19 protein-coding genes are annotated in these 20,145 nt (G+C 61.7%); 13 read left to right on the top strand and 6 right to left on the bottom strand.

Going from position 1 to position 20,145, the window contains the following annotated elements:
• The first annotated feature begins 6 nt into the window (after positions 1–6).
• Together N2597_RS27900 and N2597_RS27895 are read left to right on the top strand one after the other, a co-directional pair.
• The gene (locus tag N2597_RS27900) at positions 7–1,050 is read left to right on the top strand and encodes a tartrate dehydrogenase (RefSeq protein WP_183602151.1); all 1,044 of its coding nucleotides are present in this window, start codon (positions 7–9) and stop codon (positions 1,048–1,050) included.
• A gap of 66 nt (positions 1,051–1,116) precedes the next feature.
• On the top strand, positions 1,117–2,574 hold the full coding sequence (locus tag N2597_RS27895) for an NAD-dependent succinate-semialdehyde dehydrogenase (RefSeq protein WP_183602153.1): 1,458 nt from the start codon (positions 1,117–1,119) through the stop codon (positions 2,572–2,574).
• Positions 2,575–2,664: 90 nt separating this feature from the next.
• Here the strand turns inward: N2597_RS27895 and N2597_RS27890 are convergent, their stop codons facing one another.
• From N2597_RS27890 to N2597_RS27870, 5 genes are all read right to left on the bottom strand, one after another.
• Positions 2,665–3,939 (bottom strand): NAD(P)/FAD-dependent oxidoreductase, encoded by a 1,275-nt coding sequence (locus N2597_RS27890; RefSeq protein WP_183602155.1) that lies wholly within the window; start codon positions 3,937–3,939, stop codon positions 2,665–2,667.
• Between the two features lie 13 nt (positions 3,940–3,952).
• Positions 3,953–4,621 (bottom strand): haloacid dehalogenase type II, encoded by a 669-nt coding sequence (locus N2597_RS27885; protein WP_040142411.1) that lies wholly within the window; start codon positions 4,619–4,621, stop codon positions 3,953–3,955.
• Positions 4,622–4,813: 192 nt separating this feature from the next.
• Positions 4,814–5,482 carry a 3-oxo-tetronate 4-phosphate decarboxylase gene (gene otnC, locus N2597_RS27880; protein ID WP_183602157.1) on the bottom strand — a complete coding sequence of 223 codons (669 nt, stop codon included), beginning with the start codon at positions 5,480–5,482 and terminating at the stop codon, positions 4,814–4,816.
• 16 nt (positions 5,483–5,498) lie between these two features.
• Entirely contained in the window at positions 5,499–6,497 is a 999-nt protein-coding gene (locus N2597_RS27875) for a LacI family DNA-binding transcriptional regulator (protein WP_183602159.1), read from the bottom strand.
• Between the two features lie 19 nt (positions 6,498–6,516).
• Positions 6,517–6,699 (bottom strand): hypothetical protein, encoded by a 183-nt coding sequence (locus tag N2597_RS27870; RefSeq protein ID WP_183602161.1) that lies wholly within the window; start codon positions 6,697–6,699, stop codon positions 6,517–6,519.
• Between N2597_RS27870 and ltnD the strand changes: the two genes are divergently transcribed.
• The 10 genes from ltnD to N2597_RS27820 all read left to right on the top strand — a co-directional run bounded on the left by ltnD (position 6,698) and on the right by N2597_RS27820 (position 17,477).
• Positions 6,698–7,642 (top strand): L-threonate dehydrogenase, encoded by a 945-nt coding sequence (gene ltnD, locus N2597_RS27865; protein ID WP_183602163.1) that lies wholly within the window; start codon positions 6,698–6,700, stop codon positions 7,640–7,642. The two genes, N2597_RS27870 and ltnD, sit on opposite strands and share 2 nt — an antisense overlap.
• An 11-nt stretch (positions 7,643–7,653) precedes the next feature.
• Positions 7,654–8,430, top strand: coding sequence for a 2-oxo-tetronate isomerase (otnI, locus tag N2597_RS27860; RefSeq protein ID WP_183602166.1), 777 nt, complete (start codon positions 7,654–7,656; stop codon positions 8,428–8,430).
• Positions 8,431–8,433: 3 nt separating this feature from the next.
• The gene (otnK, locus tag N2597_RS27855) at positions 8,434–9,714 is read left to right on the top strand and encodes a 3-oxo-tetronate kinase (protein WP_183602168.1); all 1,281 of its coding nucleotides are present in this window, start codon (positions 8,434–8,436) and stop codon (positions 9,712–9,714) included.
• Positions 9,715–9,818: 104 nt separating this feature from the next.
• Positions 9,819–9,944: a hypothetical protein gene (locus N2597_RS27850; protein ID WP_280950815.1), complete on the top strand. Its 126-nt coding sequence runs from the start codon at positions 9,819–9,821 to the stop codon at positions 9,942–9,944.
• A gap of 11 nt (positions 9,945–9,955) precedes the next feature.
• A complete protein-coding gene (locus tag N2597_RS27845) occupies positions 9,956–11,332 on the top strand; it encodes an aspartate aminotransferase family protein (RefSeq protein WP_086156614.1) in 1,377 nt (458 codons plus the stop codon).
• A gap of 217 nt (positions 11,333–11,549) precedes the next feature.
• Complete coding sequence (locus tag N2597_RS27840; protein ID WP_183602170.1) at positions 11,550–12,263, top strand: HAD-IA family hydrolase; 714 nt, start codon at positions 11,550–11,552, stop codon at positions 12,261–12,263.
• A 60-nt stretch (positions 12,264–12,323) separates the two neighbouring features.
• On the top strand, positions 12,324–13,934 hold the full coding sequence (locus N2597_RS27835) for an ABC transporter substrate-binding protein (RefSeq protein WP_077989057.1): 1,611 nt from the start codon (positions 12,324–12,326) through the stop codon (positions 13,932–13,934).
• Positions 13,935–14,020: 86 nt separating this feature from the next.
• A complete protein-coding gene (locus N2597_RS27830) occupies positions 14,021–14,971 on the top strand; it encodes an ABC transporter permease (protein WP_040141924.1) in 951 nt (316 codons plus the stop codon).
• A complete protein-coding gene (locus N2597_RS27825; RefSeq protein ID WP_040141926.1) occupies positions 14,968–15,822 on the top strand; it encodes an ABC transporter permease in 855 nt (284 codons plus the stop codon). Before N2597_RS27830 ends, N2597_RS27825 begins: the two co-directional genes overlap by 4 nt.
• The gene (locus N2597_RS27820) at positions 15,822–17,477 is read left to right on the top strand and encodes an ABC transporter ATP-binding protein (RefSeq protein ID WP_183602172.1); all 1,656 of its coding nucleotides are present in this window, start codon (positions 15,822–15,824) and stop codon (positions 17,475–17,477) included. Before N2597_RS27825 ends, N2597_RS27820 begins: the two co-directional genes overlap by 1 nt.
• A gap of 155 nt (positions 17,478–17,632) precedes the next feature.
• Here the strand turns inward: N2597_RS27820 and N2597_RS27815 are convergent, their stop codons facing one another.
• Positions 17,633–18,331, bottom strand: coding sequence for an aspartate/glutamate racemase family protein (locus N2597_RS27815; RefSeq protein ID WP_183602431.1), 699 nt, complete (start codon positions 18,329–18,331; stop codon positions 17,633–17,635).
• A gap of 448 nt (positions 18,332–18,779) precedes the next feature.
• On the opposite strand from N2597_RS27815, the gene N2597_RS27810 reads away from it, so the two are divergent.
• Positions 18,780–20,102, top strand: a complete 1,323-nt coding sequence (locus N2597_RS27810; protein WP_183602428.1) for an NAD(P)/FAD-dependent oxidoreductase — start codon at positions 18,780–18,782, stop codon at positions 20,100–20,102.
• The last annotated feature ends 43 nt before the right edge of the window (positions 20,103–20,145 follow it).

The following is a 20,145-nucleotide window of genomic DNA, read 5'->3' as shown; positions in this document are numbered from 1 at the left end:
GCTGCGATGAAAACCTACAAGATCGCCCTTCTGCCCGGAGACGGCATCGGCCGTGACGTGACCGAAGCGGCCTGGGCCGTGCTCGAGAAGACAGCCGGATCGAGCGGATTTTCTCTCGAGGCAATCCGCCACCCCTGGTCCTGCGACTATTATCTGGAAAACGGCAGCATGATGCCCGCCGACGGCATCGAGACGCTGAGATCCTCCGATGCGATCCTGCTTGGCGCCGTCGGATGGCCTCGTGAAGTGCCGGATTCCGTGTCGCTGCACGGCCTCCTGCTGCCGATCCGCAAGGCCTTCGTGCAATATGCCAATATCCGCCCGCATCGGCTGCTACCGGGCGTGCAGGGGCCGCTGCGGTCTGAGGGCTTCGACATCCTCTGTATTCGTGAAAATACCGAGGGGGAATATTCCGGAGCCGGCGGCCGCGTCCACCAGGGCACCGACAGCGAAGTCGCCGTGGAGACCTCGATTTTCACCCGCAAGGGCGTCGAACGCATTCTGCGTTTCGCCTTCGAGCAGGCGCATCGGCGGCGCGGCAAGCTTGCCTCGGTGACAAAGTCCAATGCGCAGAAATATTCGATGGTCTTCTGGGACGAGATTACCCAGATGCTTGCTGCGGAATATCCTGACGTCGAGGTGACCAGCTACCATATCGACGCCATGGCCGCCCGCATGGTCATGGCGCCCGAAAGCCTCGATGTCGTGGTCGCCTCCAACCTGTTCGGCGACATCCTGACCGATCTCGGCGCCGCCATCCAGGGCGGACTCGGCTTTGCGGCATCGGCCAACATCAATCCTGATCGATCGGCGCCATCCATGTTCGAACCCGTTCACGGGTCCGCGCCCGATATCGCTCATCTCGGGATCGCCAATCCGATCGCCGCCATCTGGTCGGGCGCAATGATGCTGGAGCATCTCGGAGAAACGGCTGCCGCCGAAAAGGTGATGGCCGCCATCGAAGCGACGACAGCGCGCGGCATTGGCGCAATTCCCGGCAAGGACAAAACCGACGCGATCACGGCGTCGGTGTTTTCAGCACTCGACTAGCGGATGCCGCGCAAAACTGCGCGCCCGAACTTGTGGAAATGAAATGTTCTGATGAAAGGGGATAAAATGAACGGATTAAGGGATGGCAGCCTGCTTCGCCAGCAAGGGCTCATCGACGGTGAATGGTGCGGGGCTGCAGCCGGCCACACGATCGAGGTGACCGACCCGGCGACGCAGCATGTGCTGGGCACGGTGCCGGATATGGACGGAGCCGATACGCGGGCCGCAATCGCGGCGGCGGAAAGAGCCTTTGGCTCGTGGCGGAAAAGGACCCATGCCGAGCGCGCCGCCTTGCTGGAAGCCTGGCACGATCTGATGCTCGACAATATCGAGGATCTGGCGCTGATCCTCACCAGGGAACAGGGCAAGCCACTGGCGGAAGCACGCAGCGAAATCCGCTACGGCGCTTCGTTCATCAAATGGTTCTCCGAGGAAGCCCGCCGTATCGCCGGAACGACCATTCCCTCACCGACAGCAGATCGGCGCATCGTCGTCCTGAAGGAACCCGTCGGCGTATCGGCGATCATCACGCCGTGGAATTTTCCTAATGCGATGATCACCCGCAAGGTGGGGCCGGCGCTCGCGGCCGGCTGCACTGTTGTCATCAAGCCATCGGATTTGACTCCATTTTCGGCGTTGGCGCTGGGCGTCCTGGCGGAGCGCGCCGGCATCCCCAAAGGCGTGATCAATATCGTCACCGGCATGCCGGCCGGCATCGGCGACGAACTGATGGCCAACCAGATCGTCCGCAAGATTTCTTTCACCGGCTCGACCCGCGTCGGTTCGCTGTTGATGCGCGGCGCGGCCGACAGCGTCAAGCGGCTCAGCCTTGAGCTCGGCGGCAACGCGCCCCTCATCGTTTTCGACGATGCCGATCTCGATCTTGCCGTGGAAGGCGCTATCGCCTCGAAATTCCGCAATGGCGGCCAGACCTGCGTTTGCGCCAACCGCCTTCTCGTCCAGTCCGGCGTCTACGAGGCCTTTGCCGCCAAGCTTGGCGCGCGGGTCGCGGCCATGAAGGTCGGGGCTGGTACCGATGCCGGCACGGATATCGGGCCGATGATCAACAAGGCGGCGATCGAGAAAATCAAGCGCCATGTGGACGATGCGGTGGAAAAGGGCGCTAAGATCCTCGCCACGGCGGGTTCGGTAGCGGCCGGCGATCAATATGCGGCGCCGATGGTGCTGGGCGGTGCAACGACCGACATGCAGCTCGCCAGCGAAGAGACATTCGGACCGGTTGCGCCGCTCTTCCGCTTCGACACAGAGGAAGAGGCGATCCGCATCGCCAATGCCACCCCCTTCGGCCTTGCCGCATACTTTTACACCGAGAGCCTGAAACGCTCCTGGCGTGTCGGCGAAGCGCTCGAATTCGGCATGATCGGCCTCAACACCGGCGCCATTTCCACCGAGGTCGCCCCGTTCGGCGGCGTCAAGCAATCCGGCCTCGGTCGCGAGGGCGCGCAATGCGGCATCGAGGAATATCTGGAAATGAAGAGCTTCCACATCGGCGGGCTTTCGTGACCCGCGCAAGAACAAAGGGCGCCGGAAATTCATCCCGGCGCCCCTGCACCATCTATGTTCTGGAAAGATCGAACCGCTCGTGCGCGCCGCTTACTTGAAGCGATCAAGCGTCTTGTAATAAAGCCCGACCATCGGCAGGAACCACGGATTGCCGAAATGACCGGGAACGGCGGGCCATTCGAGCCCTTTTACCGGATTGCGGTCCGCCTTGCCCATGATGGCGTCGGCCATGATCATGCCGAGGTGGGTGGAAAGCTGGGCGCCGTGGCCGGAATAGCCCATGGCGTACCACACGCCGTCGAGATAGCCGGCACGCGGATAGCGGTCCTTGGTCATATCGACGAGACCGCCCCAGCAATAATCGACTTCGACACCGGCGAGCTGCGGGAAGATCTCGGCGAGACTGGCACGCAGAATATCGCCGCTCTTTGCGTCCGATCGTTGATCCGACGTGGCGGAAAAGCGGGCGCGACCGCCGAAGATCAGCCGCTTGTCCGGCGACAGCCGGAAATAGTTGCCGATGTTCATCGACGTGACGCAGGTCCGATTTCCCGGCATCGTCGCGGCGATTTCGGCATCGCTCAGCGGACGGGTGGCGATCAGGAAGCTGCCGACGGAAATGATCCGGCGGCGGAAATAGCCGAAGAGCGACGGCGTGTAGGCGCCGGTCGCAACCAGCACGTGGTCGGCGGTGACGGTGCCCCGCGCGGTCTCAAAGCTGTGGCGGCCGTTACCCTGCCTGTGAGCCGTCACCGCAGCCTGTTCGAAGATGGTGGCTCCGCGGCGGGCGGCTGCGGTCGCAAGTCCGACGACATAGCGGCCCATATGCATCATCGCGCTCTTCTTCGAGAGCATCGCGCCGTGGAAAGGCGATCCGACCTCGCTCTTCAGCTCATTTGCCGTCAGAAGCGCCGTGTCCGGATCGACTTCTCTGTGCACAGCTTCGAAATTGCGGGCAATGGCCTCGAAGTGCTGCGGCTTGGAGGCAAGCTTCAGCTTTCCGGCGCGACGGAAACTGCAGTCGATGCCCTCCTCGGCGATAATTGCTTCGATCATATCGATGGAATCGTCGAACGCCCGATAGAGGGCAACGGCGCGCTCCGTCCCCAGTGCGCTTTTGGCGGCCAGGAAGCTATGCGCAAGTCCGTTGTTTAGATGGCCGCCATTACGTCCCGACGCTCCCCAGCCGACGCGTTCGGCTTCCAGCACGACGACCTTGACGCCAGTCTTTGCGAGCTGGCGCGCCGCGGCGAGCCCGGTGAAACCGGCGCCGATGACGGCCACGTCATAATGTCCTTCGACAGGACCTTTGGCCGCCTCCGCAAAAGGAGGGGCCGTGGCGTGCCAGTAGGATTGGAACTGCATCCGCTTGTCTCCGTCAGAGCCCAACGACGCCTGGGAGGCCAGAAATATGCGGGATTTCGACATAACCGTAATAGGGGTTGGCCGGCTCATGGCCGCGATTGACCCAGACCTTGTTCTTGATGCCGAGATCATGCGCCGACATCAGATCGTAGCGGAAGGAGGACGAGCAATGCAGCACGTCCTCCGGCCCGCAGCCCAGCATGTCGAACATGTATTCGAAAGCCTGGAAACGCGGCTTGTAAGCATTGGCCTGCTCAGCGGTATAGACCGCGTGGAAGGGCGCCCCGAGCTTTTCGACATTCGACATGATCTGGGCGTTCATGGCGTTGGACAGGATGACCAAGGGAATTTCCTTGGCAACCCTGGCAAGGCCCTCAGGTACGTCGCGATGCGGCCCCCAGGTCGGAACACGCTCGTAGACCATTTGCGCGGCTTCGTCGCGAAAGGTCACGCCGTTGCGCTTGCATGTCCGCTCGAGCGAATTGTGAACCACCTCGGCATAGGGCTTCCAGGCGCCCATGATCTCATCAAGTCGATAGGCGGCGAAATTCTTGATGAACTCCGCCATACGCGGCTCGTCGAGTTGGTCGCCGTAAAGGTCGCGCGCTGCTTCCGCCATCTGGAAGTTGGTCAGCGTGCCGTAGCAATCGAAGGTGATGTATTTCGGACGGAACGTGGTCATCTGCATATCCTCGAACGATCGGAACTGGGAACGTGTTCACCATCATAGGCACCGCTTTGCCCATCGCTTGCCTGAATCGGCGGCATCGGAAGCAGAATCTATCGTATCGAAAGCGGGGTTTGGCAGAAGGTTGCGCGCTCCTGCAGACGGATCATGCCGCCAAGCTCGACGGTCCACGAAGCGAGGACGGGTTCAATCGTGGTCGTGGTGATGATGCGAGGGAAGATCGAGGCCGAACGTCTTGACGAGATCGGCCACCTGATCCGGGCTGAGGAAGCGGGGATTGAGGTTGCGCAGCAGCAGATAGAGCTTCGCCGTTTCCTCCAGTTCCTCGGTTGCAAAGACCGCCGCCTCCAGACTGTCACCGGCAACGACGGGTCCATGATTGGCCAGAAGCACCGACGAATATTTGCCGGCCAGCCCGCGGATCGCATCGGCCACCGCCGGATCGCCGGGGCGATAATAGGGCACCAGCGCCGTTTCGCCGGCGCGCATCAGATAATATGGTGTCATCGGCGGCAAGGCGGAGCGCGGATCGACCTCCGGCAGCATGGTCAGCGCCACCGCATGGGTGGAATGAAGATGGACGATGGCGCGAGCGCTGCCGCGCGTATCGTAGAGGGCTGAGTGCAGCGGGATTTCCTTGGTCGGCTTGTCGCCGGAGAGCAGCCGGCCTTCGGCATCGAGCCTTGAAATACGCGCCGGATCGAGAAAACCGAGCGAGGCGTTGGTCGGCGTGACCAGCCAGCCGCCGTCCTCCAGCCGCAACGATATGTTGCCCGACGAACCGGGCGTCAGCCCGCGCTCGAACAGCGAGCGGCCGTATCGGCAGATTTCTTCACGCTGGCGCGCGTCGGACATGACACTTCCTCCAATATCAGGCAGTTGCCCCCTCGATCAGTTCAAAGCCGAGATCGACGGCCTGGGGCGGCGCGTTGGCGACGATCAACTGCGCGGCTATCTCACCCGTCGCCACGCGCGGCGTCCGGATGGTCGACAGCGGCTGCGGTATCGCCCGCCCGATATCGAGGCCGTTATAGCCAAAAATGGCGAGCTGCGACGGGATCGCGATCCCCTGGGCGAGACAATGAAAATAACCGCCGAGCGCCATGTCGTCGTTGGAAAAATAGACCGCATCGAGATCGGTCGCCCGTGCAAGCAGTCGCTCCAGCGCCAACCTGCCGTTCTCCACCGAGGATGAGCCGGCAAGAATTTCCTGGGCGACCAGGGGGGCGCCGGCGGAATCGAGCGTTTCGCAAAAACTGGAAAAGCGCTTGCCGGCGCGGGTGTCACGCTTCAGGTCGTGACCGACATAGCCGATCCGGCGATAACCCCGCTCGAGCAGGAAGGCAGCGCTCTCGCGTCCGGCCGCGCGGTTCGAGAAGCCGACCGCGATATCAAGGCCATCGCCGTCCAGATCCAGCAGTTCCACGACCCGGCATCCGCTGGCGCGCAGCATCTTCGCCGTGCCGTCAGTATGCTCGTATCCTGCTAGCATCACCGCCGCAGGCCGCCAGGCTAGCATCGCGGCGGCGAGTGCTTGCTCCTTGCCCGGATCATAGTCGGTCACCGAAAAAACCGCCTGATAGCGGTTTTCCTCCAGAACAGCGCTGGCACCGCGTAGAACGTCGGCAAAGACGATGTTGGACAGCGAGGGAATGACGAAGGCGACAAGGCGTGAGGTGGTGGACGCGAGCGTTCCGGCAATCCGATTCGGCACATAGCCTAGCCGTTCAACGGCAGCCATCACCCGCTCGCGCGTCTTGCCTGAAAACGAACCATGGTTGCGCAGAACGCGCGACACCGTGCTTTCCCCGACTCCAGCCGCCTCCGCGACTTCTGCAATGGTGACCGTCGCCTGATGTTTGAGTTCCATGTCAATTTCGGATCCGGCGCTAGGAGGCTTTGAGGCGCGCACCAGTTGTTGGGGCGCCAAGGCTGCCACTGTCATTTTTCACCACTTCGGACAAGAAGCAAGTCATTTTTGGCAGCGCTGCCAATTTCCCGTTGGCAATCCGCCACGATTGATTTAAAAAGAATGGCAGCGCTGCCAAAATGAGCCTGAAGGACATTCTCATGACACCGTCTGCTGAACACTCAAGCCTTGCCGTCAGCGTCGCCGTTATCGGGCTCGGTTCCATGGGGCTGGGAATGGCCCGGTCGATGAAGCGCGCAGGTCTTGACGTCATTGGGTATGACATAACCCCGGCAGCGGTGGACCGCTTCGCCGCCGAAGGCGGACGGGGCGCGGCGACCCCCGCCGACGCCGCCAAGGACGCCGACATCGTCGTCTCCGTGGTGGTCAACGGCGAGCAGACCGAGACCGTGCTGTTCGGACCGCAGGGCGCTGCGGATACGATGAAGCCCGGCGCCGTCTTCATCTCGTCAGCGACCATGGATCCAGCCATCGCGCGCGATCTGGCGGGGCGGACGGAGGCCCTCGGCCTGCACTATCTCGACGCGCCGATTTCAGGTGGCGCGGCCAAGGCCGCGCTTGGCGAGCTGACGATCATGGCTTCCGGCTCCGGCCGAGCTTTCGATACGGCCCGCCCCGCGCTCGATGCCATGGCCGGCAAGGTCTACGAGCTCGGCGAGGCCGCCGGCACAGGCGCTGCGTTCAAGATGATCAACCAGCTTCTCGCCGGCGTGCACATTGCAGCCGCATGCGAGGCGATAAGCTTTGCCGCCAAGCAGGGCCTCGACCTCGACAAGGTCTATCAAGTCATCACCGCCTCAGCCGGCAATTCCTGGATGTTCGAAAATCGCGTGCCCCACGTGCTGGCCGGAGATTATACGCCGCTCAGCAGCATCGAGATCTTCGTCAAGGATCTCGGCATCGTCCAGGATATGGCCCGTTCCGAGCGTTATCCGGCACCGCTCGCGGCAGCGGCCCTGCAGATGTACCTGGCGGCCGCCGGCGCCGGCATGGGCCGTGACGACGATTCCTCGCTCGCCCGGCTCTACGCGCAGCTTTCCGGCGCGCAATTGCCCGGCTCGGCCAAAGAACCGCAGAGCCGATAAGGAATATCGATATGCCCGCTTTCGCCGCCAACCTGACGATGATGTTCAACGAATGGGACTTCCTCGATCGCTTCGACGCCGCAGCCGATGCGGGATTTTCCGCCGTCGAATACCTCTTCCCCTACGGGGCCGCACCGGAGGCCATCGCCGAACGGCTTGCCCGCAACAATCTGCGGCAAGCTTTGTTCAATTTGCCGCCGGGCGACTGGGGTGCGGGCGAGCGCGGCATCGCGGCTCTTCCCGGACGGTTCGACGACCTCAAAGCGGATGTCGAGCGGGCATTGGAATATGCGGCGGCGACGGGCGTCAGGCGATTGCACCTGATGGCGGGTATCGCCGACCCTCATGATCAGGAGGCCGCCTCTTCCTACCGGCGCTCCGTCGCCTACACTGCCGGCCGGCTTGCGGAAAAAGGCATCGATCTCCTGCTGGAGCCGATCAATGGGCGCAACATGCCGGGATACTTCCTCAACGACTTCGCGATCGCCGAGCGGCTGATCGCCGAATGCGGCCTGCCGAATCTGAAGCTGCAGTTCGACATCTATCACCGTCAGATCCTCCATGGCGACGTCACGATGGCATTGCGGCGGCTGCTGCCGATCACCGGCCACATCCAGATCGCCAGCGTGCCGTCACGCAACGAGCCGGACGGGGAGGAGCTGAACTATCCCTACCTGTTCGGCGAAATCGACCGGCTGGGTTATGACGGCTTCATCGGCTGCGAATATATCCCGCGCGGCCAGACGCTGGACGGCCTTGGGTGGTTCAAACCTTTCGCAAGGAGCTAGACGATGGCTATATCGCTTGGATCGATCGCAGACGACTATACGGGCGCGTCCGATCTCGCCAACACGCTGACGAAGAACGGACTGCGCACGGTGCAGACGGTCGGCATTCCCGATCCGTCGCTCGCGCTGCCGGATATCGATGCTGTGGTCGTTTCGCTGAAAATCCGCTCCGTTCCGGCTTCGGAGGCCGTGAACGCTGCAACCAAAGCTGAGCGCTGGCTGCGCCAGCAGGGCGCGGGCCATGTGCTTTACAAGATCTGCTCGACCTTCGATTCCACCGATGCCGGCAATATCGGCCCCGTCACCGAGGCTTTGAGCGAGGCGGCGGGCGGCGGCGGCGTGCTGGTTACACCGGCCTTTCCGGAAACAGGGCGCACCGTCTATCTCGGCCACCTCTTCGTCGGCGGCCAACCGCTGAACGAAAGCCCGCTCAAGGACCACCCGCTGAACCCAATGCACGACGCCAATCTCGTGCGGGTTCTCGCCCGGCAATCGCGCGGCACCGTCGGACTGATCGATCTCCCAGCCATCGCCGCCGGAGCGGCCGCCGCCAAGGCGAAGCTCGATGCCCTTGCCAGGACGGGCGCGACCATGGCTATCGCCGACGCGATTTTCGAACGGGATCTGGAAACGCTGGGCGAAATCGCGCTGGAAACGCCGGTATCCACCGGGGCGTCCGGCCTCGGCCTCGGCCTTGCCCGCGCGCTTGTCCGTTCCGGCCGGATCTCCGGCAGCGCGACAGGTGAAGACGTCATTCGCCCTGTGGGCGGGCTTTCAGCGATCATTGCCGGCAGCTGTTCGAAGGCGACGCTGCGCCAGATCGACGTCGCTGAACGAGTCATGCCCGTGCTGCGGCTTGATCCGGAGCGGCTGCTGGCCGCCGGTCCGGATCAGATCGCCGCGGCGATTTCCTGGGCCGGTGACCGCATTTCTGCTGGCCCGGTCGTGGTCGCCGCGAGCGCGGCACCCGAAACCGTATCCCGGCTGCAATCGCAATATGGGCGGAAGGCCTCTGGCCACGCGATCGAGACCGCCACATCGATCATCGCCGCCGAACTGGTGGAGAGAGGCGTGCGGCGCCTCGTGGTCGCAGGCGGCGAGACCTCGGGGGCCGCAGTCGACAAGCTCGCCATCCCGGCATTTCTGATCGGCCCCGAAATTGCTCCCGGCGTGCCGGTACTGCGCACGGTCGGCAATGCGCAAGGCGATATGCTTCTAGCGTTGAAATCAGGCAATTTCGGAGGCGAAGATTTCTTCACTGCCGCGCTGGCGATGATGCAGTGACAAGACTCAGGCCTGCAACACACTCGCAGCAAGCGGTTTGCGAGAGGGTCGGTCCGCCAGCATAAGATGCGGCGACCCATGATCGCAAAGCCATAAGATACTGCTTGAACCACGGCCTTCAGACGATCTGCCCGCCGGCACTCCGGCAGACTTGCGGGAAGCCATGGGTCGGCCACGCCGCCGCCCCTGCTGCCACCACCTTCGCGCTTGCCAGCCAGGCGCTCGGCTGATCGGAGACCTCATGTACGCCAACTCGCTCATCGAACTCGACCGCGCCCATCTCATCCATCCGGTCGCCTCCTACCGCAGCCACGAGAAGCATGGCGTGCGCGTGCTGGCCTCGGCCAAGGGCGCAACGGTCACCGACGCTTCCGGCAAACAGCTGATCGACGGCTTCGCCGGCCTCTGGTGCGTCAATGCTGGTTACGGCCACGAGAGCATTGTCGAGGCAGCGGCCCGGCAGATGCAGGAGCTTCCCTACGCAACGGCCTATTTCGGCCTCGGCTCCGAGCCGGCGATCCGGCTTGCCTCAGAACTCGCCGATCGGGCGCCAGGCGATCTCAACCATGTCTACTTCACCCTCGGCGGCTCCGACGCAGTAGACAGCACAATCCGGTTCATCCGCTACTACTGGAATGCCCGAGGCCGTCCTGAGCGCGACCAGTTCATCTCGGTCGAACAGGGATATCACGGCTCCTCGACGGCGGGTGCGGGCCTGACCGCCTTGCCTGCCTTCCATGCAGGCTTCGGCCTTCCCTTTGACTGGCAGCATAAGATTCCGTCTCACTACGCCTATCGCAACCCCGTCGGCGATGATCCACAGGCGATCATCGAAGCCTCGCTCGCCGCGCTGAAAAGCAAGGTCGAGGCGATCGGGCCGGAGCGGGTCGCCGCCTTTTACGTCGAACCGATCCAGGGTTCGGGCGGCGTCCTCGTACCGCCGAAAGGCTGGGTGAAGGCAATGCGCGAATTCTGCCGCGAGCACGACATCCTTTTCGTGGCGGATGAGGTGATCACCGGCTTTGGCCGCACCGGGCCGCTTTTTGCCTGCAGCGAGGAAGAGGTCGTGCCGGATTTCATAACGACTGCCAAGGGCCTCACCTCCGGCTACGTCCCGATGGGCGCCGTCTTCATGGCCGACCACGTCTATGAAACGATTGCCGAGGGGGCCGGCGCCACCGCTATCGGTCACGGCTACACCTACTCGGCCCATCCCGTCAGCGCCGCGGTCGGCCTGGAAGTCCTGAAGCTTTACGAAAATGGCCTTCTCCAGAATGGCGTCAGAGCCGGGGCGCGGCTGATGCGGGGCCTCCAATCGCTGAGAGATCACCCGCTCGTCGGCGATGTCCGTGGCCGCGGCATGCTCGCGGCCGTCGAACTGGTGGTCGACAAAAGCAACAAGACGCCGCTGCCGTCATCTGCTGAACCCGCCCGCCGGATCTTCGATCGTGCATGGGAGAACGGCCTCGTCATACGCGCCTTCGCCAACGGCGTCCTCGGTTATGCGCCGCCGCTATGCTGCACCGAAACGGAAATCGATGCGATCGTCGAGCGCACGCGCATCACGCTGGACGAGACGCTTGAGGACCCGGATGTGCGCCGGGCGCTGCGCGCCTGAGTATACCGCGAAACTGCCGGATTCGGAATTTTGTGCCGCTCAATGGCGTCATTTCGGAGAATCCGGCGCAGTGCAGGTGACAAACTGAAATCGACCAAAGGCCTTGATCCCGGCAAAGGCGGGCCTTCCACAAGAGCGGGACAAAGATCCCGCCGGGAACAGAATATTCTTCTTTGAGAAGCGTGCTCCCATCGGAGCCGAACACTGGGGAATTCGCGTGAGCAAGAGCCTTTTGGAATTCAAGTATATGACCTTCGACGTCGTCGGCACGCTCATCGACTTCGAGGGCGGCCTCAAGGCCTGTCTCGCCGAGATCGCGGCCGAAACGGGAAATGAAATCGATGGCGAACGTGCCCTCAGCCTATATCGCGAGGCCCGCTATTCCGGCAACGCCGACCTCTTTCCCGACGACCTCGTGCGTGTCTATCTGGCGATCTCACCGAAGCTCGGCCTGCCCGTCGATCGCAATTATGGCGAGCGGCTGCGGGACTCGGCGAAGAGCTGGAAGGGTTTCGCAGACAGCGCCGCAGCACTGGCAAGCCTGGCGAAAAACTACCGCCTCGTTGCAATGACCAATGCCCGCCGCTGGGCCTTTGCTTTCTTCGAGAAGGAGCTCGGCAATCCCTTCCATGCCGCCTTCACCGCCGACGATACCGGGACCGAAAAACCCGATCCTGCATTCTTCGAGAAGGTCTTCGGCTACATCGCCTCGGAAGGCCATTCGAAGGACGACATCCTGCACGTCGCCCAAAGCCAGTATCACGATATCGGGATTTCCAGGAAGCTGGGGCTGACCAATTGCTGGATCGAGCGGCGCCATGACCAGAAGGGTTACGGCGGCACGATCGAACCGGCCGAATTCACGACACCAGACTATCATTTCACGTCCATGGCAGGCCTTTCCGCTGCCGTGGCCGCCGCGCGTGCCTGACTATGAACCGGTGCGGACTCGCCTCGCAAGGCAGCCGCCGCAAAAGAAAAGGGGAATGAGATGAACGACAAGATCACCAATTGGACCAGAGCCGACGACGCCATGATCGAAACCGCCATCCGCCGCGGCGCGACTCGGCGCGAACTTCTGCAACTGATGCTGGCCGGCGGCGTCGCGATGTCTGCGGGCGGCCTCATCCTCGGCCGCGCCTCGCAGGCGGTCGCGGCCACGCCCGTTGCCGGCGGCGCCCTCAAGGCGGCCGGCTGGTCGTCCTCGACGGCCGACACGCTCGACCCGGCGAAAGCTTCGCTTTCGACCGACTATGTGCGCTGCTGCGCATTCTACAATCGCCTCACCTATATTCAGTCCGATGGCACGCCGCGAATGGAGCTCGCCGAGTCGGTCGAAACCAAGGACGCAAAGGTCTGGACGATCAAGCTGCGCAGCGGCGTCACCTTCCACGACGGCAAACCGCTTACGGCCGACGACGTCGTCTTCTCGATGAAGCGTCATCTCGACCCGGCGGTCGGCTCGAAGGTCGCTAAGATCGCCAAGCAGATGACCGGGTTCAAGGCGGTCGACAAATTGACGGTTGAGATCACGCTGGAAACCGCGAATGCCGACCTGCCGATGATCCTCGGCATGCACCATTTCATGATCGTCGCCGACGGCACGACCGACTTCTCCAAGGGCAACGGTACCGGCGCTTTCGTCCGCGAGGTCTTCGAGCCCGGCGTTCGCTCGGTCGGCCTGAAGAACAAGAATTATTGGAAGCCCAACCATCCGAACGTTGACTCGTTCGAATTCTTCGCGATCGCTGAGGACAACGCCCGCGTCAATGCATTGCTCTCGGGCGACATCCACCTCGCTGCCGCCATCAATCCGCGCTCTGTGCGCCTCGTGGATGGCAAGGAAGGATTCTTCCTCAATAAGACGACCGCCGGCAATTACACGAACCTGAATATCCGCCTGGACACAGCGCCCGGCGACAAAAAGGGCTTCGTAGAGGGCATGAAATATCTGATCAATCGCGAGCAGATTCAAAAATCGGCCTTGCGCGGGCTCGCCGAGATCGGAAACGATCAGCCGATCTCACCGTCGAACTTCTATTATAATGGGGACCTGAAACCGAAATCGTTCGATCCCGAAAAAGCAAAGTTCCTCTTCGAGAAAGCCGGCCTTCTCGGTCAGTCGATCCCGGTGATCGCGTCCGATGCAGCGAATTCGGCGATCGACATGGCCATGATCGTCCAGGCCGCCGGCGCAGAAATCGGCATGAAGTTCGACGTGCAGCGCGTACCGTCCGACGGATATTGGGACAACTACTGGCTCAAGGCGCCGATCCATTTTGGCAATATCAATCCGCGGCCGACACCTGACATCCTGTTCTCGCTCCTCTATGCATCCGATGCGCCATGGAACGAGAGCCAATACAAGTCGGAAAAATTCGACCGGATGCTGCTCGAAGCGCGCGGCTCGCTCGACCAGGCCAAGCGCCGCGAGATCTACAACGAGATGCAGGTCATGGTGTCGGAAGAAGCCGGCACCATCATTCCGGCTTACCTCTCCAACGTCGATGCGGTCTCCTCCAAGGTCAAGGGACTTGAGACCAACCCGCTCGGCGGAATGATGGGCTACTCCTTCCCGGAATATATCTGGCTGGAAGGCTGATCGGCACATGCCGGGGGCGATAAGTCCCCGCTCGTCCCCCTGTTTCGTAATGTACTGTCAGCCAACGGCCGACGGGAGGCCTGCATATGAAGAATCCGGTCCTGTCTCTTATTGCCAGTCGACTGTTCATCTCCGCTGTCACACTTCTGATCGTCTCCTTCGCGGTGTTCTTCGCAACGACGATGCTTCCCGGTGACACGGCGTCGATCCTGCTCGGGCAGGCCGCGACCCCGGAGGCGGTCGAGGGGCTACGCAAGGCCATGCATCTCGACGAGCCGGCGTTCCTGCGTTTCGTCTACTGGATGACAGGGCTCCTGTCCGGCGACCTCGGCACGTCTTACGCCAACGACATGCCGATCGCCGACTTGATCGGAGGGCGTTTCGTAAACTCTATGAAACTCGCCGGCATAACCGCCTTGTTCGCGGTTCCGATCGCGCTGACGCTCGGCATCACGGCCGCCATGATGCGTGGCTCGCTCTATGACCGGGCGGTCACGGTGCTTACGATTGGCGTGATCTCCGTGCCCGAATTCATGATTGCAACATCGGCGGTCCTGTTCTTTGCGGTCTATCTGCAGTGGCTCCCGGCAATTTCCTTTACGAATGAAGCGAAAACCTTCACCGATCTGCTGCGGGTCTATGCGATGCCGGTGATCACACTGACCTTCGGCGTATCGGCGCAGATGATCCGGATGACGCGGGCTGCCGTGGTTGAAACTCTGAACACGCCCTATGCCGAAATGGCGTTGCTGAAAGGCGCCTCCCGCAGTCGCATTGTTCTGAAGCATGCATTGCCGAACGCCCTTGGTCCGATCGTCAACGCGATCGCGCTTTCGCTATCCTATCTGCTGGGCGGGGTCATCATCGTTGAGACCATCTTCAACTATCCGGGCATTGCCAAACTGATGGTGGATGCGGTGGCCACGCGCGACCTGCCGCTCATTCAGACCTGCGCTATGATCTTCTGTGTCGGCTACCTCATCCTCATCACCCTTGCCGATATCATTGCCATTCTTTCCAATCCGAGGCTGCGATGACATCCCATATCGAACAACGGCCCGCCGTGGCGCGCCGGCTCAGCTACCGCTTCAATCTCGTTGGGCTCCTGGGGCTTGCCGTCATCCTGTTCTGGGCCTTTATCGCGATCTTCGCGCACACGCTCATCCCCTACCCAGTGGGCGAAATCGTCGATTACGACTATTTCGGGCCGATATCCCAGCAGTTTTGGATGGGATCGGATTATCTCGGCCGCGATGTCTTCTCGCGCATCCTGATGGGCGCGCGCTACACGGTCGGCATCTCTCTTGCGGCGGTGACGATCGCCTGCTTCAGCGGCGTCGTACTCGGCATGATAGCGGCGGTCGCCGGTGGTTGGCTCGACACGTTGCTCTCCCGTTTTCTCGATGCCATGAATTCCATTCCGTCCAAGCTCTTCGGCCTGGTCGTGGTCGCAGCCGTCGGATCGTCGATCCCGGTGCTGATCCTGACGCTTTCGGTAATTTATATTCCGGGCTCCTATCGTTTCGCTCGGGCGCTCGCCGTCAACGTCAATTCCATGGACTTCATCACTGTCGCCCGCATCCGCGGTGAAAGCACCCTCTATCTGATCCGCTCGGAAATTCTGCCCAATATCATGGGTCCCGTACTTGCCGATTTCGGGCTCCGCTTCGTCTTCATCGTTCTCCTGCTCTCCGGCCTTTCCTTCCTAGGACTGGGCGTGCAGCCACCGTATGCGGACTGGGGTGCGCTCGTGCGTGAAAACATCGGTGGCCTGCCATTCGGGGCTCCCGCCGTCATGTTTCCATCGCTTGCCATCGCAAGCCTCACAATCAGCGTGAACCTGCTGATCGACAATCTGCCGCAGAAAATCCGAGATCGGAGCGAGTGATGAGCAATCTTGTCGAAATTCGTAACCTCCGGGTCGAAGCCACTACCGATTCCGGCCGACGTGTCGAGATCATCAAAGATGTCACCCTCGACATTGCCGAGGGTGAGATCGTCGCGCTGATCGGCGAGAGCGGCTCCGGCAAGACCACGATCGCGCTGACCCTCATGGGTCATACCCGCCCAGGCTGTCGCATCTCCGGCGGCACTGTATCGGTCGCCGGCAAGGATTTGGTCGCGCTGAGCGGAAAGCAGCGGGCCAAACTACGCGGCACCCAGGTTGCTTACGTGCCGCAATCGGCCGCTGCCGCTTTCAACCCGGCCACATCAATCATGGATCAGGTGGTCGAGATCACGCGTATTCATCAGCTGATGTCGCCGGAAGAAGCGCGTGCCAAGGCCATCGAACTCTTCCGGGCGCTGTCCCTGCCGGAACCGGAAACGATCGGCAGCCGCTATCCGCACCAGGTTTCCGGCGGTCAGCTGCAGCGTCTGGCTGCCGCCATGGCGCTGATCGGCAACCCGACTCTTGTCATCTTCGACGAGCCGACGACGGCGCTCGACGTGACGACCCAGATCGAAGTGCTGCGCGCCTTCAAATCGGTCATGAAGAAGGGCGGCATATCAGGCGTCTATGTCTCGCACGACCTTGCTGTCGTCGCACAGATCGCCGACCGAATCGTGGTGTTGAAAGGGGGGGAGACCCAGGAAACCGGCACCACCGAAGAGATCCTCAACAATGCGAAGCATCCTTATACGCGTCAGCTGCTCGCAGCGTTCGAGCCGAGACCGCGCGACACGGCAAGCCTTGCCGAGAGTGCGACGGCGCAGCTCCTGAAGATCGAGGACGTCGTTGCGGGTTATGGGCAGCGCCAGGCTGACGGCCTCCCTTTCGTACGCGCGGTCGAGCATGTGAGCCTGACAGTGGAAAAAGGACGCAACCTCGGCATTATCGGCGAATCCGGTTGCGGCAAATCGACACTCGCCCGCACCATTGCCGGCATTCTGCCGGCCGCAGCCGGCAAGATCGTCTTCGACGGCACGGAACTGCCCCGCAATGCGCGCGAGCGTTCACGTGATCAACTGCGCGAAATGCAGATCGTCTTCCAATATGCCGACACCGCCCTCAATCCGGCAAAATCCGTCGAGGACATCCTCGCCAGGCCGCTGGCTTTTTACCACCGCATGGATCGGCAGGCGCAAAACACCAGGATTGATCAGCTGCTCGACATGGTGCGTCTTCCCCGCAGTCTGCGCCACCGCAGGCCGGGAGAACTCTCGGGCGGACAGAAGCAGCGCGTCAACTTCGCGCGTGCGCTTGCCGCCGATCCGAAGCTGATCCTTTGCGACGAGATCACCTCGGCACTCGACACCGTTGTCGCCGCCGCCGTCATCGACCTGCTCAAGGAATTGCAGCGCGAACTCGGCCTCTCCTACATCTTCATCAGCCACGACCTCTCGGTGGTGGAGGCGATCTGCGACGAGATCGTCGTGATGTATGGCGGCCGGAAAGTCGAGGAAATCACCCCCTCGAAAGTGAAAACGCCGCAGCATCCCTATTCGCAACTGCTGTTCTCGTCCGTGCCGAAGCTCGATCCGGCGTGGCTCGACGGGCTCAGGCAGGATCCGGAACTCGTGCGGGCCTATTGCCGTCACTGAGGTCAGGCCGATGGTGCGGCTCGCGGTAGACTGGCTTGTTCTACAAAGCCGCGCCGCCTGATGCGCGAGGCCGTCTTGTTCACTGCTTTGCGATCAGGATCGCGCAGTACCAAGCCGGCCTGGTCGAACTGCGGAAAACCGGTGAACCCGCTGGCCTAGAGCCTTTCCTGGATGCGGGAGCGCGCATTTAGCGCGGCGGCCATGTGCAGGATACCAAGCTCAGGGCTGGTAAGTACCGGCATCGATGCCTCGCTCATTTCATTGAGAGCATTCGCCATTGACGCTTGAGCAAGAACAACCACGTCGACGCTGCCCACGAGCGAAGCGAAGCCTTCACGTATCATTGCATCATGCGCTGCCCTGTCACCGCTTCGCAACTTATCAAAGGCGCCATCACAAAGACGACCGGTCACAGATACAGTATGACCTATTCCTTGAGCATGGCGTTCAATTAGCCGGGTTGTAGGGTTCATTGTCGTAGCCAGAGTTGCAAGGACGCCAATTCGGTTCCCGCGCCGGATCGCCTCAATCGCCATGCCATCATCTATTCGGAAGAGTGGGGCGGGGCAGAGCGGCATTGCCGCATCCACTGCCGGACCGAGTGAGGAACAGGTGACGAGGACCGCCGAAGCCCCTGCATCCACCGCCGACCAAATATGACCCGCAAGCCGCCGCATAGTTTGAGGTGACAACGCGCCTTCACGAATTGTGTTTCCCAGCAGGCTCTCATCTAACATGTTGAACGCGCGCCAACCGGGCAGATGGAGACCGACGAGTTCGTTAAATGAGGGGATGATCCCGGGAACCGTATGGATCATGGCAAGCGCAGGGCGATCATTAATTTCCGTAGGCATGGCTTAGATCTCTATTTTGGTTGTGCGCGCTCATCAATTGGAGCCGGCAGCAGTCGGGTTGATGTGGCCCTGAACCCGGCGTCTGTCGTGCTACGACCGGAAGTCGATTCAAAACCACTGTCGTCAGAGGATGCTTTACAATTTACCAGTTCAACGGCCAAAGTTTTGACTGTCATGCCGCCGAACACGGAACATTCCGCCGTCCGTGCATTTTCATTCGATGCATGCTGCTCGCCTTCCTCCGGTAGCTTCAGGTGAGTTCACTTCGAGGACGCGCCATGACACCAATCTTTGATCCAGGCAGTCTGCCCCTGCCCACCGAATTTGCGGGCAGCTCGCACCGCCATTTCAACTCAATACAATAGCCGTCATCGGCTCAGATACTTCTGCCTGAGGGGCAGAAACAGTGCCGTATAAGTCGGTTCCAAATCAGTTCAGGTCAGCCTCCATGTCTCCACTCCTCAAACGAATACACAGCGATGAAGCACTCCCCGCCAAGGCGGATGTCGTCGTCATCGGCGGCGGCATCATTGGCGCAACGGCGGCTTTCTTTCTAGCGGAGCGGGGACTCTCGGTCGCTCTGGTCGAAAAAGGCCAGGTCGGCTGCGAGCAGTCGAGCCGCAACTGGGGTTGGTGCCGCCAGCAGAACCGGGATGAGCGGGAGTTGCCGCTCTCGGGTGTCGCGCTGCGGCTCTGGGGTGAGTTTGAATCCAAAATTGGCGAAGACGTCGGTTTCCGTCGATGCGGTTTGCTCTACGCTACTGACAATCCGCAGCAACTGGCGGAATGGGAAGCATGGCGTGATACGGCTCGCCAGTTCAACGTCAATACGAAGATGCTTGGTGCCGCAGAAGCGGCTGCCGCAATCCCGGCAAATGGTCGCCTATGGCTCGGCGGGGTTCATTCCATTGACGATGGCAAGGGCGAGCCCGCCATCGCCGCGCCGACCATCGCTGAGGGCGCTCGCAAACTTGGAGCGACGGTCCATCAAGAGTGCGCTGCGCGAGGTCTTGATCTGGCGAATGGAGCAGTAGCCGGAGTGATCACAGAAAAGGGGCTGATCCGGACCCAAGCCGTTCTCTGCGCCGGCGGTGCCTGGACGTCGATGTTTTGCCGTCAGCATGGCGTTCTCTTTCCACAGGCGAGCGTGCGTCAGACCGCGCTTCGCACGCGCCCTACGGCCGATCTCGGCGAGGCGATCTACACGCCCGAGTGTGCTTTGACCCGCCGGTTGGATGGCAGCTACACACTTGCGATCAGCGGCCGGGCGACGCTGGACATAACACCACAGGGCCTTCGCTATGCCCGCTGGTTCATGCCGATGTTCATGAAGCGTCTGAAGGCGGTGCAATTCGGGATCGGCGAATCCTTTTTCAAAGGTCCAGAAGCATTTGAGAGTTGGGATGGGCGTGGAAGGTCGCCCTTCGAGAAGACGCGCGTGCTTGATCCGTCTCCGAGCCGTCAGACGGCCGCCGCTATTTTGAAACGGGTCAAAGAACAATTTCCCGCGCTGGCTGGGATCGAAATCGCCGACAGCTGGGGAGCTTATGTGGATTTCACGCCGGACGCAGTGCCGGTCATCTCACCTGCCGATGGCGTGAGAGGTCTATACTTGGCTGCGGGCTGCTCTGGCCACGGGTTCGGCCTTGGCCCGGGCATCGGCCGCCTGGCGGCCGACCTGGTTGCCAATGATACACCCTGTGTCGACCCCACCCCCTTCCGCCTGTCGCGCCTTCTTGACGGTTCGAAGGTCAAAGTCGGCGCAATCTGATCGTGAGGCCAAATCCGGAGAAAGCCATGGGGTGCCTCGGGAC

The sequence above is a fragment of the Rhizobium sophoriradicis genome (genome assembly GCF_025200795.1).
In the GTDB taxonomy this organism is placed as follows: Bacteria; Pseudomonadota; Alphaproteobacteria; order Rhizobiales; family Rhizobiaceae; genus Rhizobium; species Rhizobium sophoriradicis.
The sequence above is the reverse complement of the archived record's forward strand: the minus strand, read 5'-3'. Positions and strand labels throughout refer to the sequence as shown.

Excerpts from the sequence above, each read along its gene's own strand:
- N2597_RS27835 (WP_077989057.1), top strand. The coding sequence starts at position 12,324 with ATGAACGACAAGATCACCAATTGGACCAGAGCCGACGACGCCATGATC.
- ltnD (WP_183602163.1), top strand. The coding sequence starts at position 6,698 with ATGACACCGTCTGCTGAACACTCAAGCCTTGCCGTCAGCGTCGCCGTT.
- otnC (WP_183602157.1), bottom strand. The coding sequence starts at position 5,482 with ATGTCCGACGCGCGCCAGCGTGAAGAAATCTGCCGATACGGCCGCTCG.
- otnK (WP_183602168.1), top strand. The coding sequence starts at position 8,434 with ATGGCTATATCGCTTGGATCGATCGCAGACGACTATACGGGCGCGTCC.
- N2597_RS27875 (WP_183602159.1), bottom strand. The coding sequence starts at position 6,497 with ATGGAACTCAAACATCAGGCGACGGTCACCATTGCAGAAGTCGCGGAG.
- N2597_RS27820 (WP_183602172.1), top strand. The coding sequence starts at position 15,822 with ATGAGCAATCTTGTCGAAATTCGTAACCTCCGGGTCGAAGCCACTACC.
- N2597_RS27845 (WP_086156614.1), top strand. The coding sequence starts at position 9,956 with ATGTACGCCAACTCGCTCATCGAACTCGACCGCGCCCATCTCATCCAT.
- N2597_RS27890 (WP_183602155.1), bottom strand. The coding sequence starts at position 3,939 with ATGCAGTTCCAATCCTACTGGCACGCCACGGCCCCTCCTTTTGCGGAG.
- N2597_RS27810 (WP_183602428.1), top strand. The coding sequence starts at position 18,780 with ATGTCTCCACTCCTCAAACGAATACACAGCGATGAAGCACTCCCCGCC.
- N2597_RS27885 (WP_040142411.1), bottom strand. The coding sequence starts at position 4,621 with ATGACCACGTTCCGTCCGAAATACATCACCTTCGATTGCTACGGCACG.
- N2597_RS27830 (WP_040141924.1), top strand. The coding sequence starts at position 14,021 with ATGAAGAATCCGGTCCTGTCTCTTATTGCCAGTCGACTGTTCATCTCC.
- N2597_RS27815 (WP_183602431.1), bottom strand. The coding sequence starts at position 18,331 with ATGCCTACGGAAATTAATGATCGCCCTGCGCTTGCCATGATCCATACG.
- N2597_RS27870 (WP_183602161.1), bottom strand. The coding sequence starts at position 6,699 with ATGAGAATGTCCTTCAGGCTCATTTTGGCAGCGCTGCCATTCTTTTTA.
- N2597_RS27900 (WP_183602151.1), top strand. The coding sequence starts at position 7 with ATGAAAACCTACAAGATCGCCCTTCTGCCCGGAGACGGCATCGGCCGT.
- otnI (WP_183602166.1), top strand. The coding sequence starts at position 7,654 with ATGCCCGCTTTCGCCGCCAACCTGACGATGATGTTCAACGAATGGGAC.
- N2597_RS27825 (WP_040141926.1), top strand. The coding sequence starts at position 14,968 with ATGACATCCCATATCGAACAACGGCCCGCCGTGGCGCGCCGGCTCAGC.
- N2597_RS27895 (WP_183602153.1), top strand. The coding sequence starts at position 1,117 with ATGAACGGATTAAGGGATGGCAGCCTGCTTCGCCAGCAAGGGCTCATC.